Annotated in this window: 14 protein-coding genes and 1 tRNA gene; all 15 read left to right on the top strand. The window is 41.0% G+C overall.

All coding sequences use genetic code 11. The features are described 5' to 3' along the window. Positions 1 to 113 precede the first annotated feature (113 nt). The 15 genes from ACYTXU_RS03215 (at position 114) to ACYTXU_RS03285 (ending at position 16,116) form a co-directional block, all read left to right on the top strand. Positions 114 to 836 carry a sulfotransferase gene (locus ACYTXU_RS03215; RefSeq protein WP_462208312.1) on the top strand — a complete coding sequence of 241 codons (723 nt, stop codon included), beginning with the start codon at positions 114 to 116 and terminating at the stop codon, positions 834 to 836. Further along, a complete protein-coding gene (locus tag ACYTXU_RS03220; RefSeq protein ID WP_462208313.1) occupies positions 826 to 1,740 on the top strand; it encodes a polysaccharide deacetylase family protein in 915 nt (304 codons plus the stop codon). Before ACYTXU_RS03215 ends, ACYTXU_RS03220 begins: the two co-directional genes overlap by 11 nt. A 202-nt stretch (positions 1,741 to 1,942) precedes the next feature. Further along, entirely contained in the window at positions 1,943 to 2,980 is a 1,038-nt protein-coding gene (locus ACYTXU_RS03225) for a polysaccharide biosynthesis protein (RefSeq protein ID WP_462208315.1), read from the top strand. Positions 2,981 to 2,983: 3 nt separating this feature from the next. Next, positions 2,984 to 4,117: a UDP-2-acetamido-2,6-beta-L-arabino-hexul-4-ose reductase gene (gene wbjC / locus ACYTXU_RS03230; RefSeq protein WP_462208317.1), complete on the top strand. Its 1,134-nt coding sequence runs from the start codon at positions 2,984 to 2,986 to the stop codon at positions 4,115 to 4,117. After that, complete coding sequence (gene wecB, locus ACYTXU_RS03235) at positions 4,114 to 5,268, top strand: non-hydrolyzing UDP-N-acetylglucosamine 2-epimerase (protein ID WP_462208318.1); 1,155 nt, start codon at positions 4,114 to 4,116, stop codon at positions 5,266 to 5,268. The genes wbjC and wecB overlap by 4 nt, the downstream gene beginning before the upstream one ends. After that, positions 5,258 to 6,496: a glycosyltransferase family 4 protein gene (locus ACYTXU_RS03240; protein ID WP_462208320.1), complete on the top strand. Its 1,239-nt coding sequence runs from the start codon at positions 5,258 to 5,260 to the stop codon at positions 6,494 to 6,496. The genes wecB and ACYTXU_RS03240 overlap by 11 nt, the downstream gene beginning before the upstream one ends. 1 nt (position 6,497) lies before the next feature. Further along, positions 6,498 to 7,355, top strand: coding sequence for a sulfotransferase family protein (locus ACYTXU_RS03245; RefSeq protein WP_462208322.1), 858 nt, complete (start codon positions 6,498 to 6,500; stop codon positions 7,353 to 7,355). Beyond that, positions 7,342 to 7,965, top strand: a complete 624-nt coding sequence (locus ACYTXU_RS03250) for a sugar transferase (RefSeq protein WP_462208323.1) — start codon at positions 7,342 to 7,344, stop codon at positions 7,963 to 7,965. The genes ACYTXU_RS03245 and ACYTXU_RS03250 overlap by 14 nt, the downstream gene beginning before the upstream one ends. Position 7,966: 1 nt before the next feature. Further along, entirely contained in the window at positions 7,967 to 9,145 is a 1,179-nt protein-coding gene (locus tag ACYTXU_RS03255) for a DegT/DnrJ/EryC1/StrS family aminotransferase (RefSeq protein ID WP_462208326.1), read from the top strand. Between the two features lie 69 nt (positions 9,146 to 9,214). Further along, positions 9,215 to 11,158: a polysaccharide biosynthesis protein gene (locus ACYTXU_RS03260; RefSeq protein ID WP_462208328.1), complete on the top strand. Its 1,944-nt coding sequence runs from the start codon at positions 9,215 to 9,217 to the stop codon at positions 11,156 to 11,158. A gap of 119 nt (positions 11,159 to 11,277) precedes the next feature. After that, positions 11,278 to 12,186, top strand: coding sequence for a sulfate adenylyltransferase subunit CysD (gene cysD, locus ACYTXU_RS03265; protein WP_462208330.1), 909 nt, complete (start codon positions 11,278 to 11,280; stop codon positions 12,184 to 12,186). Continuing rightward, positions 12,186 to 13,607 (top strand): sulfate adenylyltransferase subunit CysN, encoded by a 1,422-nt coding sequence (gene cysN, locus ACYTXU_RS03270; RefSeq protein WP_462208332.1) that lies wholly within the window; start codon positions 12,186 to 12,188, stop codon positions 13,605 to 13,607. Before cysD ends, cysN begins: the two co-directional genes overlap by 1 nt. A 17-nt stretch (positions 13,608 to 13,624) precedes the next feature. Beyond that, positions 13,625 to 15,370 (top strand): SLC13 family permease, encoded by a 1,746-nt coding sequence (locus ACYTXU_RS03275; RefSeq protein ID WP_462208334.1) that lies wholly within the window; start codon positions 13,625 to 13,627, stop codon positions 15,368 to 15,370. A gap of 20 nt (positions 15,371 to 15,390) precedes the next feature. Then, on the top strand, positions 15,391 to 15,987 hold the full coding sequence (cysC, locus tag ACYTXU_RS03280; protein ID WP_462208335.1) for an adenylyl-sulfate kinase: 597 nt from the start codon (positions 15,391 to 15,393) through the stop codon (positions 15,985 to 15,987). Between the two features lie 52 nt (positions 15,988 to 16,039). Then, a tRNA-Val gene (locus ACYTXU_RS03285) sits at positions 16,040 to 16,116 on the top strand. Positions 16,117 to 16,166 lie beyond the last annotated feature (50 nt).

Consider the following 16,166-nt stretch of genomic DNA (forward strand, 5'->3'; position numbering starts at 1 on the left):
TTAGGACTTATAAGTACAGGCTTGTCAGAGGGTTGGTAAGCTTTTTTTATAGTAATAGAAGACCTAGTGCCTGTATCTTCGTCTACGGTTGTTATAACTCCGGTACAACTGTTTTGAAAGACGCGATTTCGTTAGGAACGAATTATGCTTCTATTCCTGTTGAGGGTGATTTACTGACTGATGCTTTGCCAAGCTTCGAGAAAGGAGAATGGCCAAGAGCACTATTTGGTAATGCGTATGAAGTTGAGTTATATCGTAGAGAGGGAGTAATTGATAAACAGAAGCTCTTCAAAGACTGGGCGCCTTGGGTGCGTGAAAATGAGGTTTTTATAGAGAAGTCAATCGCCAATTCTCTAAAGGTCAAGCAATTGCACGGTTTGCATGATAATTATAAATCTATTGTGGTCGTTAGAAGGCCGGAAGGTGTAATTCGAGGAATAAGAAAGCGAAGTAAGCCAGGTCTGAAAGCATCCAAGTTTCTGCAATCATCTGAATATCCTATCGATTTCTTATTAAATCAATGGTTGTATATTTATAAGGCTTTGTTAGAAGATTGTGATGGAGATAACAATGTTATCTTTGTTAATTATGAAGATTTCATTGAAAATCCTGCCTTAGTTCTTACTCATATAAAAAAGCATCTGGGTGAAAGCTGTGATGGCTTGTCATTTAGTGAGCGAAGTATTATCAATAATAATCAGCGCTTAGAGATTCTCGCTTCAAAAACTGCATCGGAATTAATTAACCCATACTTTCAGGGGGTTGATGTTGCTCTGACAGATAAGGTTGAGAATCTGTATAGGGAACTACAAGAGAAGGTATTATATGAGCGCTAAGATAGTTATCAGTTTTGATTTTGAGTTAGGGTGGGGTGTTCTAGACTCTCCGTTATGGCGTCGTAGGCAAGATGCCGGTGTCTACGAGAAGCTTAGACCCGTCATTAAAGAGTTAACCGGCTATTTTGAAGAGAATTCTGTTCGCACTACCTGGGCTTCTGTTGGGGCTATGTTTGAGCCTGGCACTGGAAATATCAAGACAGAGCATTTACCGGACGAGTATAGAAGGGATGTTGAGTCATTCTTAACTAATGCTGATAAGAAAACATGGAATGCACTAGATATTGTCGATATGTTAAAGGACAAATCAAGTATTGAAGTCGCTAGCCATACTTACTCTCATATATACGCTTCTTACCCAGGCACAAAGCTTGAGCACCAGCTAAAAGACTCTCGGTTATCGGTGGATATCCTGCAAGATGTATTTCAGCGCCAAATGAAGTCAATCATCTATCCTAGGGATCAAATAGATTATCGCAGTGAGATTTATGAAGCTTTAAAGCTGCAATATAGGATTAACCCGTCTTTCTTTAAGCAAAAAGGTGCCGTCAATCGGTTGCTACGAGGGGCAAAGTCGTTTTTTGTTGGTGTACCTCAGAGTGAAGTATATATAGGCTCGAAAATGGAGTGTGCACAAGTAGGGTCATTGTACTTTAATTGGGTTGGCGGGAAGTATGAAACGATAAAAAAACTCAATCTTTTACTTTCACTTGATAAGCTGAAAAATCAGGTGAAATCGGAGACGGGGCTATACCACATATGGCTACATCCATTTAACTTAACTGAGTCTAGTTTAGTATTGGAAGAGTTCTATAAATTCATTGGTGATTTGTTAGAACTGCAAAAGAATTATCGAATTGAGTTTCTATCAATGAAAGATGTCAGGGAGTCAATTAGGCAATAAATTAAAAACGCCTAACGTTAAGTACGATGATGGAGCACAAGTACTTTCTCTATTGAGCTACAAGAGTCCGATATCTGAAGATGTCTTGTTTGTTATAAATGATCATGATGCTAAACAGATAAATGTGTATGCATTTATTGAGTCTGTTGCATAAAGGTTTAATGTCAGAGTTTTTAACTCTTTTATACACCAGGGTTCTACTATGAGCTTTTCAAATAAAATTTTATTGATTACCGGCGGAACAGGTTCGTTTGGTAATGCTGTGCTTAAACGTTTTTTAGAGACCGATATTAAAGAAGTCCGCATATTTAGCCGTGATGAAAAAAAGCAAGATGATATGCGTAAGGCTTATAACAACCCTAAGTTAAAGTTTTATATTGGTGATGTTAGAGACTATCAAAGTGTCTTGAATGCTACGAGAGGCGTTGATTACATTTATCATGCTGCGGCATTGAAGCAAGTCCCATCATGTGAGTTTCATCCTATGGAAGCGGTAAAGACGAATGTGATTGGAACGGAGAATGTTTTAGAGGCGGCTATTCAGAATGAAGTGAAACGTGTGGTTTGCTTGAGTACTGACAAAGCTGTTTATCCAATCAACGCAATGGGTATATCTAAAGCTATGATGGAAAAGGTCATGGTTGCAAAGTCACGTAATGTTGATGAAGCAAAGACGGTTATTTGCGGGACTCGTTATGGTAACGTTATGGCGTCACGTGGTTCCGTTATTCCTTTGTTTGTGGAGCAAATCAGACAAGGAAAACCCTTAAGCATTACCGATCCCACTATGACCCGATTTATGATGACTTTGGATGATGCTGTTGATCTGGTGTTGTATGCTTTTGAGCACGGCACTAATGGAGATATCTTTGTGCAAAAAGCACCAGCGGCGACTATAGAAATATTGGCTAAGTCAATTTTGTCAATTGCGAACCAAGAAAACCATCCTATTGAAGTGATGGGAACCAGACACGGCGAGAAATTGTTTGAAGCACTGCTGTCTCGAGAAGAAATGGCTTGCGCTGAGGATATGGGTCAATATTATCGTGTGCCACCAGATCTCCGTGATTTAAACTACTCTAAGTATGTCGAAGAAGGCGATGATAAAATATCTCATTTTGAGGATTATAACTCTCACAATACTGAGCGTCTTGACGTTGAAGGTATGAAGAAACTGCTGTTAAAGCTTGAGTTTATTAAAGCTTTTGCGGAAGGTCAATATATTAATCCAGAAGGTTAACCAATGAAGTTACTAATAACTGGAGCAAATGGTTTTGTAGGCAAGAACTTACAAGTTCATTTAAATGAAATACAAGATATTAATTATACTAGTTTTACTAGGGATAATGATATTGAAGAGCTTGATGAGTTACTTGCTGATGTTGACGTAGTCATTCATTTGGCTGGTATTAACCGGCCACAGCAAGATAGTGAGTTCAAGCAAGGAAATGTTGATTTAACAGAAGCACTTATAAAATCAATTGCAAAGCAACAAAGAAAAATCCCCATTATATATAGTTCATCTATTCAGGCAGAGCAGGACAACCCTTATGGAAGAAGCAAGAAAGCTGCAGAGGATCTGCTGATAGAAAACTCGGGTAACACAGGTAGTCAGGTAAAGATTTATCGTTTGGCCAATGTTTTCGGAAAGTGGTGCAAACCTAACTATAATTCGATGGTGGCTACATTTTGTCACAATATTACTCGAGATCTTCCTGTTCAAATCCATAATCATGATGCCGAAGTAAATCTTGTTTACGTCGATGATGTGGTCAATGAGTTCATTTCTACAGCAAAGCATTTGCATGCTAGCGCAACGTCAGAAGATGAATTGTATTTCTCGGAAGTCTCACCAACTTATAAAGAGACGGTCGGCGATATCGCTAAGCAGCTTAACGACTTTAAAGAAAGTCGTAGCTCATTAGTTACCGAACGCGTTGGTAGTGGCTTTACCAGAAAGCTTTACGCAACCTACGTCAGTTACTTGCCTAAAGAGCAGTTTACCTACCAAATTCCAAAATATGGCGATGAGCGTGGCGCATTTGTAGAGATGCTGAAAACTAAGGACTCGGGACAGTTTTCTTATTTTACTGCTCATCCGGGCATTACACGCGGCGGTCACTATCATCACACCAAGAATGAAAAGTTTTTAGTGATTAAAGGCAAGGCATGCTTTCGCTTCAAGCACATGGTAACAGGCGAGTTCTATGAGCTCTTTACCAATGGTGAGACTCCTGAAATTGTCGAAACTGCTCCTGGTTGGAGTCATGACATCACCAATGTTGGTGATGAGGAAATGATTGTTATGTTATGGGCAAATGAGATATTTGATCGAGATAACCCTGACACTTACGCTAGCCCGGTGGGAACCCAATGAATAAACTTAAAGTAATGACCATTTTAGGTACGCGACCAGAGATCATACGTCTATCGCGTGTTATGTCGGCGTTGGATCAACTTGTTGACCATCGAATTGTGCATACGGGGCAAAATTACGACTATGAACTTAATGATGTTTTTTTTGAAGAACTTGGGGTTCGCCAGCCTGATCATTTTTTAAATGTTGATACCAGTAGCTTGGGTCGCAGCTTGGGTGAGATTCTAATTAAAACAGAGCAAGTACTTCTGGAAGAGAAGCCTGATGCGGTGTTAGTGCTGGGTGATACCAATAGTGCCACAGCCACTATTATGGCAAAACGTATGAAAATTCCTACCTATCATATGGAAGCAGGGAATCGTAGTTTCGATCCTAACGTACCTGAAGAAATTAATCGCAAGCTAGTCGATCACCTTGCTGATTTTAATTTGGTCTATACCGAGCATGCTCGTCGTCATTTACTAAGCGAAGGACTACCACATCGTTTTATATACCTGACGGGCTCACCTATGCGTGAAGTTTTAGAACATTCTTTATCTTCTATTAATCAATCTAATATATTGAGTGAGCTCAAACTTGAGAAAGGCAAGTTTTTTATTGTGAGCGTACATCGTGAAGAGAATGTTGATAGTAAAGAAAATCTGGTTAAGGTCATTGAAGCTTTGACAGCACTGCATGAGGAGTATGATTATCCAGTAATTGTCTCAACCCATCCGCGTACCAGAAATCGATTAGAGAAGCTTGGCCTGCTTGATACATCCCAAGGAATTAGTTTCTTAAAGCCTTTCGGATTTTTTGATTACAATAAATTACAGATGGATGCTTTCTGTGCCATATCGGATAGCGGGACAATTAGTGAAGAATCATCAATTCTGAATTTTCCCGCTGTTACTTTGCGTCGTTCGATTGAGCGACCAGAAGCCCTGGATACAGGAGCCATCGCACTTACTGGTTTAGATAAAGACACTTTAATTGAAGGAGTACGCATCGCTACAGTGAGTCGAGACGTTTTTTCCGGAACTGAACGTGAAGTTCCTGAGGAGTATAAAATACGGAATACATCTGAGCGGGTCGTTCGCTTGATCTCAGGAACAGCAAAGCTCACCCGGCACTGGAAAAACATGGACTTATTTAGCCGATATGACTGGTAGTTGTAACGCGGGCGCAAAAGGCTCGCTACGTGTACTCGCAATCCATAGGTATTACTGGCCAGATACTCCCCCCTACGCTTCAATGCTCCGGCGGATCGTATCGACTTGGGTATCTGATGGACACTCAGTCGAAGTTTTAACTTCCCAGCCCTCCTATAAAGCTGCACTCGACAATCAGAAGCTAGCTGCAAGAGATACTCTGGATGGGGCTAAAGTTTCTCGTATGAAGCTACCCAATGAATCCGGAAAGCCTTTGGTACGAGTGTTGAATGCTGTAAGGCTTAGCTTAACTATATTGCGTAAGGCATTATTTGGTAGGCGATATGATGTCATTATGGTTTCTACAGCTCCGCCTGTGCTTGCGGGATTTACTTGCGCTTTGGTAGCCAAGCTTAGGAAAACTCGCTTTATTTATCACTGTATGGATATTCATCCAGAGATAGGGCGTTTATCAGGTGAGTTTCGTAATCCAATTATATTCAGACTGTTACAGGCAATGGATCGATGGAGTTGCAGTAAGGCTAGACCAGCCGTAGTTTTGTCTGACGATATGAAGAGAGCGCTCGAGGAACGTAAAGGAAGTAACCGGTACCAGATCCGGGTGATTAATAACTTTAGCTTACCCTCGGAAGATGCTCCAAGTCAGTCTTTGCCGTTTAATATGCATACCGAAGATTTCAACCTATTGTTTGCTGGGAATATTGGACGCTTTCAAGGGTTGAATGTATTGATTGAAGCGATGGGAGTACTCGCTACTCAGCTACCTCGTATTAGACTTGTTATGATGGGTGAAGGCACAGCCAGAAAAGAGCTAGAGCAGAAAGCACGAGAGCTTAATGCTAATGTCGAATTTGTTGGTCATCACTCTGTTGCTGTTGCTAAGCTTGCTATGCAAAAAGCTGATGTAGGATTTGTAAGCTTAGTACCAGGTATCATTAAATACGCCTACCCAAGTAAGACAATGACATACCTTGAGCAAGGTTGTCCTCTACTGGTGGCTGTGGAGCCACAAAGTAGTCTGGCAAAAGATGTAGAAAGAAATGGGGTAGGGTTAGCTGTTCCATCAGGTGACGTTGATGCTCTAAAAAATGCGATTATTAAAATGGCTGAAGATGATACTAAGTTACGAGATATGAAAGACAAAGCTTTAGTGCTTGGCTCATCTGATTATTCAGAGGCCAATGTTTTACCTGTTTGGAGTGATCTGTTAAGCGAGAGCTGGGAATAGAATGAGTAGAAAAGACGTTATTATAATAGGTGCCCCACGCTCAGGCACAAATATGCTAAGAGATGTTTTGACCTCATTAGAAGGTATAGAAACGTGGCCTTGCGACGAGATTAACTATATTTGGCGACATGGAAATGTAGGTTACCCTTCAGATGAAATTCCTGCAGAAATGGCAGTGCCAAAGGTGCAAAGCTATATACGACGGAAATTCGATTCAATTGCGAAGAAAAACAATGCAGACATAGTAGTAGAAAAAACCTGTGCAAACTCTCTGCGAGTTCCTTTTGTTGATCGAGTCCTACCTGATGCGAAGTATATTTTTATTTATCGTGATGGTGTTGATGCAACAGGCTCAGCGAAGCTACGGTGGACTGCAAAGTTTGATTTAGAATATGTATTGGAGAAAGTTCGCTTTGTACCAAAGTCGGATTTGCCCTATTATGCTTTGCGCTATTTTTGGGCACGCATTTATAGATTGTTTTCTAAAGAAAAACGCTTAGCATTTTGGGGGCCTGCTCTAAAAGATATGGGTGACATCCTGAAAAAGCATACGCTTGAAGAGGTTTGTGCACTACAATGGCAGCGCTGTGTCGAGCTATCAGAAAAAGCTTTTGCTAGCATGCCTGAAGACAAAGTCATTCGTGTTAAGTATGAGAGTTTTGTTCAAGCGCCTAAAGATGAGTTGAAGCGCATTCTAAGATTTGTCGATAAGGATGTAGCTGATGAAAGTGTTAAAAAGGCAGTTTCAGCTGTATCAGCAAAAAGTCTGGGTAAAGGGAGAAAGTTACTGGGAATAGAAAAGGTTAAACAATTGGAAACGTTGGTTGGAGATACTCTAAAGCGTTATGGCTACCTGTAAAGCAATGATATCGCGTAAGCAGGCATTTATTAAACGCACCTTTGACTTTACGCTAGCATTACTTGGTTTGTTGGTTCTATGGTGGTTAATACTGTTGGCTTGGCTGCTTGCGTGTTTGGATATGAAAAGTAACGGTTTCTTTCGTCAAGAGAGGGTTGGTTTAAAAGGTAAGAGGTTTACTGTAGTTAAAATAAAGACAATGCGACCTCTATGTAGTTCAGAGCCTGCTACGACCGTAACTGCGAGTACTGATCCTCGGATTTCAGCGCTTGGGCGGTTTTTTCGGAAAACAAAAATTGATGAATTGCCACAATTGTGGAATGTATTATTAGGACAGATGAGCTTTGTTGGGCCAAGACCAGATGTTCCAGGGTATGTAGATATCTTAGAGGGAGAAGATAGGTGTATTTTAAACCTTAGACCAGGAATAACAGGCCCTGCTACTTTAAAATACCGTAAAGAAGAAGAACTGTTGTCTTTTGTTGAAGATCCTGAGACATATAATCGAGAAGTTATTTTCCCAGATAAAGTGAAAATTAATTTGGAGTATATGCGTAATTGGTCATTCAAAAGAGATTTGTATTATATTTGGAAAACGATTGTAGGTTAACATGTTAAATACTGATTTTTCGCCGTGGCCGAGCTTTACTCAAGAAGAAGCTGAGGCCGTTTCAAAAGTTGTATTATCAAATAAGGTCAACTATTGGACTGGTGTAGAGTGCCGTGAGTTTGAAAAGGAGTTTGCAGAGTTTGCAGACTCAAAGTTCGCTATTGCTTTGATGAATGGGACTGTCGCGCTTGATGTTGCATTACATGCTTTAGGTATTGGTAGCGGAGATGAAGTTATAGTTACTCCTCGCACTTTTTTGGCGTCCGTTTCTTCGGTGGTCAATATTGGCGCTACACCTGTTTTTGCAGATGTCGATCTTGATAGCCAGAATATAGAAGCGCATACCATAGCACCAAAAATTACGGATAAAACCAAGGCTATAGTTGTGGTTCACCTTGCAGGAAGACCTGCGGATATGGATCCAATTATGGAGTTGGCAGCTAAGCACGACTTATATGTTATTGAAGACTGTGCCCAGGCACACGGAGCCAAGTATAAAGGTACGTCAGTTGGTTCAATAGGTCATATCGGGGCATGGTCATTCTGTCAAGATAAGATCATGACTACTGGTGGAGAAGGTGGCATGGTTACCACCAATGATGAAGCATTATGGCGTACAATGTGGGCTTATAAAGATCATGGTAAAAGTTATGAGGCTGTATATGAGCGCAAACATCCTGCCGGGTTTCGTTGGCTTCATGAAAGCTTTGGCACTAATTGGCGTATGACCGAAATGCAGGCTGTCATTGGGCGTATACAATTGACCAGAATGTCGGCATGGACTAAAGCACGAAATGAGCATGCCCAAATGCTCGAAGAGGTTTGTTCTGAGTTTTCTATTGTGCGCGTGCCAAAAACGCCTGACTATATGCAGCATGCTCAATATAAATTTTATTGTTTTGTGAATCCCGATAATCTGAAAGAAGGTTGGAGCCGTGACCGAATCGTTGAGGAAATTGTGAGCAGAGGTGTACCTTGTTATCAGGGATCCTGTTCAGAAGTATATTTAGAAAAAGCATTTAACAAAACGGATTATCGGCCAAAAGAGGCACTGACAAATGCACAACTGTTAGGTGATACAAGTTTAATGTTTCTTGTGCACCCGACATTAACTCAAGATCAATTAGATAAGACTTGTTTGGCAGTAAAGGATGTTTTTGCTTTGGCACAAAAGAAGTAAGAAGTTGCTAGTTGGCGTTTCAGTTATGTTAACCTGTTGACGAAAGACGAGTTCTTTAAAGGGAATAAAATGAATATTATTTTAGAGAAGCTGTTATCCGCTCCACGAATCATCAAAAGAATGATTACTTATATAGTAGATTTAGGCATTCATATTTTTGCCTATATGCTAGCTTTATACTTAACATTTCAAAGTCTAGATATTGAAACTGCAAGTAATGGATTCTTCATTCATGCTGTAACTTCAATTATTAGCTCAATTGTATTGTTAGCTATATTAGGTTTTTATCGAGCCGTTAATCGTTTTGTTAGTTTTAAAATATTATTAGTGGTAGCTCTAGGGTCTTCTCTGTCGAGCTTTGCGTATTATTTTATTGGAAAGAGCTTATCAATCCCTTATGTAGTTGGATCTTCAACAGTGATATACGGTGCTGTACTGTGTATCTTATTAGGAGGCTCTCGCTTATTAGTTCGTTCATACTTTAGCATGAGATTTAACACCCAGAAAGGAAGGGTGGTTATTTATGGTGCTGGATCTGCGGGTCGTCAATTGGCTACGTCTTTAATTGCTGGTAACGAGTACTATCCAGTTGCTTTCATAGATGATGAAGAGTCGCTTGATGGTGTTGTCATTCAAGGTATAAGAGTGTACAGCGCTAGTAACTTGAAAAAGATTGTGAAAGTACATAATGCAGAAAAAGTACTACTGGCTTTGCCTAGCATCTCCAGAGCTCAAAGAAAGCTTATTATCGGACGTATTGAAAGAGCTGGTGTTGCGGTTCAAACCATACCGGGAATGGCAGACATTATTTCTGGCAAAATGAAGATTGATGAATTTCAAGATGTTGATATTGAAGACCTTTTGGGGCGTGATCCTGTTCCTCCTATGCAGGACTTACTTGATAAAAATATTAGAAACAAAGTTGTTATGGTAACGGGGGCGGGCGGTTCTATTGGTTCCGAGCTTTGCCGCCAAATCGTTCAATTACAGCCAACCACTTTAGTACTTTTCGAAATATCTGAATATGCTCTCTATCAAATTGAAAAGGAGCTGAATGAAGTCTGCCATAAATGCAATTTTGAGATAGCGATAAAACCAATTTTAGGTTCTGTTGTTGATAAAGATAAAGTCGGGCATGTTATGAAGCACTTTAAAGTAAGTACTTTATATCACGCTGCCGCTTATAAACATGTGCCAATGGTAGAGCATAATGTTATTGAAGGTATTACCAATAATGTATTTGGAACTATGAATACTGCTATGGCGGCGATTGATGCAAACGTTGAGAGCTTTGTATTAATTTCTACTGATAAGGCTGTTCGGCCAACCAATGTGATGGGTGCATCGAAGCGCATCGCTGAGCTTGTTTTACAAGGCTTAGCGACAAAAGACTCTAATACATGTTTCTCAATGGTTCGCTTTGGTAATGTGCTAGGTTCCTCTGGATCCGTTGTCCCTTTATTTAAAAAGCAAATAAAGCAAGGTGGGCCAATTACTGTCACACACCCTGATATCACTCGTTACTTTATGACTATCCCAGAAGCAGCACAGCTAGTTATTCAAGCTGGAGCTATGGGCAAAGGTGGAGATGTCTTTGTTCTTGATATGGGGGAGCCAGTTAAAATTGTAGAACTGGCTGAAAAGCTGATTTTGTTAATGGGTCTTGATGTTAAAAGTGAAGATAATCCTGAAGGCGATGTAGAAATCAGCTTCACCGGGCTGCGACCTGGTGAGAAGCTTTATGAAGAGTTATTGGTTGGTAATAACGTTCAAGGTACCAAGCACCCAAGAATTATGACTGCAAGTGAAGTGTTTTTGCCTTGGACCGAGATAGAAGACTATTTAAATAAGCTTTTAGTAGCATGTGACATCAATGCACAACAAAAGATTCGCAATATATTGATTTCAATGCCGGCTGACTTCAGCCCGTCTGATGGCATATCAGACTTACTTTGGGTGGGGGAGGATGCTTCCTCCAATAATATTGTGAATATCCCAAGCAGTAAGTTTTAATCAAGTAGACTTTACGGTTAATTTATTATTGCTCAACTTCATTAGACTGCCCCGATTAATATTGATAGGGTTCTTTCTTGAAATTTTTTTGAACAAACCTCAAATTTAGGTTTTATTACATGAATAATCAATCACTCACACACCTCAAGCAGCTAGAGTATGAGTCAATCCACATTATGCGGGAAGTTGTTGCCGAGTTTGATAAACCGGTAATGCTTTATTCTGTGGGTAAGGATTCGTCGGTTCTTCTTCATCTGGCACGCAAAGCTTTTGCGCCGGGTAAAATCCCATTTCCATTATTGCATGTTGATACTACATGGAAATTCCGCGAGATGATTGAGTTTCGTGACCGTATGGCCAAGGATTATGACTTTGAACTTTTAGTTCATCAAAATCCAGAAGGGCTTGCTATGAATATTAGCCCCTTCACACACGGTAGCTCGACACATACAGACATTATGAAGACTCAAGGCTTAAAACAGGCACTCGATCAGTATCAATTTGATGCTGCTTTCGGTGGCGCACGCCGTGATGAAGAGAAGTCTCGAGCCAAAGAACGTGTTTATTCTTTCCGTGACAAGAAGCACAGGTGGGATCCAAAGAATCAAAGACCTGAGTTGTGGAATATCTACAACGGTAAAGTTCACAAAGGTGAAAGCATTCGAGTGTTCCCTTTATCCAACTGGACTGAGTTGGATATTTGGCAGTATATATACTTGGAGAATATCCAAATTCCTGAACTGTACTTTTCAAAAGAGCGTCCGGTCGTTGAGCGTGATGGCACCTTGATTATGGTTGATGATGAACGCATGCCACTGGAAGAGGGTGAAACACCAATGATGAAGAAAGTACGATTCCGTACTTTAGGTTGTTACCCACTGACGGGCGCTGTGGAGTCTGAAGCAGATACTCTCCCAGCCATTATACAAGAAATGTTATTAACTAAAACTTCTGAGCGTCAAGGTCGTGTCATAGATCATGACAGCACCGGCTCAATGGAAAAGAAAAAAATTGAGGGGTACTTCTAATGTCACACGCTTCACCTTTGATTCAAGAAGATATCCTTAGTTATCTTGACCAACATGAGAATAAAGAGTTACTGCGTTTTATTACCTGCGGTAGTGTGGATGATGGTAAGAGTACATTAATAGGTCGCTTACTACACGACAGCAAAATGATTTTTGAAGATCAGCTTGCTGCGATTACAGAAGACAGCAAAAAGTCTGGCACAACAGGTGATAAGGTTGACTTGGCTTTACTAGTAGATGGTTTGCAATCTGAGCGTGAGCAGGGCATTACTATTGATGTTGCTTATCGCTACTTTTCTACGGATAAGCGAAAGTTCATTATTGCTGATACCCCTGGACATGAGCAGTACACACGTAACATGGCTACCGGGGCTTCGACTTCGGATCTTGCCATTATCTTGATTGATGCTCGCTACGGTGTACAAACACAAACACGTCGCCATAGTTTTATTTGCTCATTACTTGGTATTAAGCACGTCATTGTCGCGGTTAATAAAATGGACTTGGTGGACTATTCACAAGAAGTTTACAAGTCGATTCAGGCTGATTATCTGAAGTTAGCCGGTACATTGGATATTCCGGATATCCGCTTTGTACCGATTTCAGCACTAGACGGTGATAATGTGGTGAATCCTAGCGAGAATATGAAATGGTTCCGTGGTTCGCCATTAATGCACTATCTTGAGATTACTGAGATAGCCCATGATATCAATCTTGAAGATTTTAGGTTCCCTGTTCAGTATGTGAACCGGCCTAATTTAAATTTCCGTGGTTATGCCGGCACCATTACATCGGGAACGATCAGCGTGGGTGATACTATCCGTGCTTTACCTTCCGGAAAATTGAGCACCATAAAGTCAATAGTCACTTTTGAAGGTGAACTTGAAGAAGCAACGGCACCAATGGCTGTGACTATAACGCTGAATGACGAAATCGATATTAGTCGCGGTGATATGATTGTTAAGAAGGATAACTTACCGCACGTTTCTTCGCGAATGCGTGCAAAGATTGTCTGGATGCATGAGCAACCATTGACGGAGCATAAAGAGTATTACATTAAGTTCAACAGTAAATTAACTTCGGGCGAGTTCGATAAAATTCATCATCGGATTGATGTGAATACAATGGCGGAACATCCCGCTGGTCAATTAGAGCTGAATGAAATTGGTTTGGTTGATCTTGAGGTGGGCGAAAAAGTGATGTTTGACGACTATCGCTCAAATCATAAAACCGGCGCCTTTATCATTATCGACCGTTTGAGTAATGTGACGGTTGGTGCGGGAATGATCGAACAACCATTATCTGATTCGGAAGAACCGGGTGAGCCTGCAGATGTCAGTGCTTTTGAACTAGAGCTTAATCAATTTGTCAGAAAGCATTTCCCACACTGGGGTGCCAAAGATATTTCGAATACTAAGTAGCAACTGTTGGAAGCGGTATGCTACTAGAGCAAGCTTACGTTTTTAGTGTCATTCTAGCCATGCTGGCTGGGCTGGTTTTTAACCTGGCTCGGCCTGCGTGGCTTTTTTCGTTAGCAGCCTTAGCGCTTTATTTTCCGGGCTTTGTCCCTGCTGAGCGCTTCTTTAGTCATGCAGTAAACCCGGCAGTATTAACTTTAGTATTGTTATTAGTCTGCTCTATTGCACTTGAACGAACTCGTGCTTTAGCCTGGGTCAGTAAGCAATTATTCAGTAAAAGCCAATTTATTACTTTGGCTAAGATGGGCGGGCTGGTAGCCACCAGTTCTGCATTCTTGAATAACACAGCGATTGTTGCTTCGTTAATGGCCGCTGTTCGTAATAATTCCAGTCAATCAGCAAAACGCCTTCTAATACCACTATCTTACTTTGCAATTCTTGGCGGGACATTAACCCTGATCGGTACTTCTACCAACCTGGTTGTGAACAGTTTTCTTGTGGATTTTGGTCAGGCAGGCTTTAATTTCTTTGACTTTTTGCCAGTTGGATTGGCTATTTTATTAGTCTGCGGCATTGCAGTTATTATTGTCAGTTATTGGCTCCCCGAAGGTAAAATTGCCGGTACCGTCAGTCGTGAGTACTTTCTTGAAGCCAAAGTTGATAGTGACAGCAGTCTGATAGGACGAACGGTTCATCAGGCAGGACTGACAACCATAACCGATCTAGATTTGGTCGAGATAGTTCGAAGCGAACAAGTGATAGCCCCTGTGGAACATGACTTTGAGCTGGAAGAGGGTGATCTGTTAATTTACTGTGGTGACGTAAAATTAGCTAAACAACTCGCTAGCATAAAAGGCTTAAGTGTTTTTGCTGAAGATTCGGGATTACTGGATAAACATCTTAAAGAAGTTATCGTAAGCCCGATGTCGACTTTGATCGGACGCACTTTAAAGCAAAGTAGCTTCCGCGCGCATTTTGATGCAGCAGTAGTCGCGATTGGACGTAATGGTGGACGCTTATCGGGAGCCCTTGGCGAAGTCGAAATTCGTGCTGGTGATAAGTTGGTTATTGCAACAGGCCGTGACTTTTACAAGCGCCCTAACATCGAACGTAATTTCATCTTTCTGGATAATGTAAAGTTACATCCTCCTCTTAAAATTTCTCAAGAGATTATTACATTTACTGGGTTCTTCCTGGCGATAACCTGTGCTGCATTTGGTTTGGTTGATCTACTCACTGCGTTAATCGCATATTTGATACTCATATTTGCGACCAAGGTTATAAGCGCTACTGAAGTTCGTCGACGGTTGCCGCTGGATATATGGTTGGTTATAGCATCGGCCCTTGCTATAGCCGATGTTTTTAATCAGGTAGGGGTTGCTAGTTTAATAGCAAGTGGTGTTACCGGCTTATTTCATATTGAAGGAAGCAATGATGTAACAGGGATTTATCTGTCCTTTATTAGCATCTATCTCTTGACCTGGATTATCACTGAGATGGTAACTAATAATGCGGCTGCTGCGCTGATGTTTCCGATAGCATTCGGATTGGCTGAATCGATAGGAGTTAGTTACATGCCGTTTGTCATGGCTGTGGCATACGGTGCTTCGGCCAGCTTTATCAGCCCTTATGGCTATCAAACCAACTTAATGGTCATGAATGCTGGTAACTATAGTTTCAAAGATTTTGCTAAAGTAGGCTGGCTGGTTTCTCTGTGCTTCACTACCGTGGCACTGATCATGATTCCCATTGTGTTTCCATTTTAGTAAAACTGGAGTTTGTTTTCATGACAGAAAATATAGTTTGGCATCATCATAATGTAACCCATGAAGATCGTTGCCAGCAGAAAAGTCAAAAGCCTTGTGTTCTTTGGTTTACCGGCTTGTCTGGCTCGGGTAAGTCAACGGTAGCCAATGCTGTTGAGGCTCTTCTTTTTCAGAATGGAAATCACAGCTATCTGCTTGACGGTGATAACGTTAGGCATGGTTTGAATAAAGATTTATCCTTTACTGATTCTGATAGAGTCGAAAATATCCGTCGCATTGGTGAAGTTAGTAAATTGTTCACTGACTCGGGCTTGATCGTATTGTCTGCATTCATTTCACCATTTAAAGCTGACCGTCAACAAGTTCGTGATTTGCTTGAAGAAGGACAGTTCGTTGAGGTATTTGTTGATACACCTTTGGAAATTTGTGAGCAACGAGATCCTAAGGGACTGTATAAAAAGGCTCGCGCAGGTGATATTAAAAACTTTACCGGGCTTGATTCTCCCTATGAAGCTCCACAAGCCCCTGAGATTCACCTAAAAACCAACGAACACTCAATTGATGAGTTGGCACAGCAAGTCCTGCAATATTTACGCCGTAACGGCTTCATATCCTAAAATAATTGCTTGAACCGCTAAAAGATTATGGTAGAATTCCCGCTCTCAAAATAGTCGCGTAGCTCAGCTGGTTAGAGCACCACCTTGACATGGTGGGGGTCGGTGGTTCGAGTCCACTCGCGACTACCAAATATAAAAAAAGCCGTGCTTGTCACGGCTTTTTTTATATTTGAAAGATA

This window comes from Kangiella sp. M94 (genome assembly GCF_054926195.1).

What these genes read in the sequence shown, in the direction of transcription:
- ACYTXU_RS03220 (WP_462208313.1), top strand. Translation starts at nt 826, where the DNA reads ATGAGCGCTAAGATAGTTATCAGTTTTGATTTTGAGTTAGGGTGGGGT.
- ACYTXU_RS03250 (WP_462208323.1), top strand. Translation starts at nt 7,342, where the DNA reads ATGGCTACCTGTAAAGCAATGATATCGCGTAAGCAGGCATTTATTAAA.
- ACYTXU_RS03255 (WP_462208326.1), top strand. Translation starts at nt 7,967, where the DNA reads ATGTTAAATACTGATTTTTCGCCGTGGCCGAGCTTTACTCAAGAAGAA.
- ACYTXU_RS03275 (WP_462208334.1), top strand. Translation starts at nt 13,625, where the DNA reads ATGCTACTAGAGCAAGCTTACGTTTTTAGTGTCATTCTAGCCATGCTG.
- ACYTXU_RS03260 (WP_462208328.1), top strand. Translation starts at nt 9,215, where the DNA reads ATGAATATTATTTTAGAGAAGCTGTTATCCGCTCCACGAATCATCAAA.
- ACYTXU_RS03245 (WP_462208322.1), top strand. Translation starts at nt 6,498, where the DNA reads ATGAGTAGAAAAGACGTTATTATAATAGGTGCCCCACGCTCAGGCACA.
- ACYTXU_RS03225 (WP_462208315.1), top strand. Translation starts at nt 1,943, where the DNA reads ATGAGCTTTTCAAATAAAATTTTATTGATTACCGGCGGAACAGGTTCG.
- ACYTXU_RS03240 (WP_462208320.1), top strand. Translation starts at nt 5,258, where the DNA reads ATGACTGGTAGTTGTAACGCGGGCGCAAAAGGCTCGCTACGTGTACTC.
- cysC (WP_462208335.1), top strand. Translation starts at nt 15,391, where the DNA reads ATGACAGAAAATATAGTTTGGCATCATCATAATGTAACCCATGAAGAT.
- cysD (WP_462208330.1), top strand. Translation starts at nt 11,278, where the DNA reads ATGAATAATCAATCACTCACACACCTCAAGCAGCTAGAGTATGAGTCA.
- wbjC (WP_462208317.1), top strand. Translation starts at nt 2,984, where the DNA reads ATGAAGTTACTAATAACTGGAGCAAATGGTTTTGTAGGCAAGAACTTA.
- cysN (WP_462208332.1), top strand. Translation starts at nt 12,186, where the DNA reads ATGTCACACGCTTCACCTTTGATTCAAGAAGATATCCTTAGTTATCTT.
- wecB (WP_462208318.1), top strand. Translation starts at nt 4,114, where the DNA reads ATGAATAAACTTAAAGTAATGACCATTTTAGGTACGCGACCAGAGATC.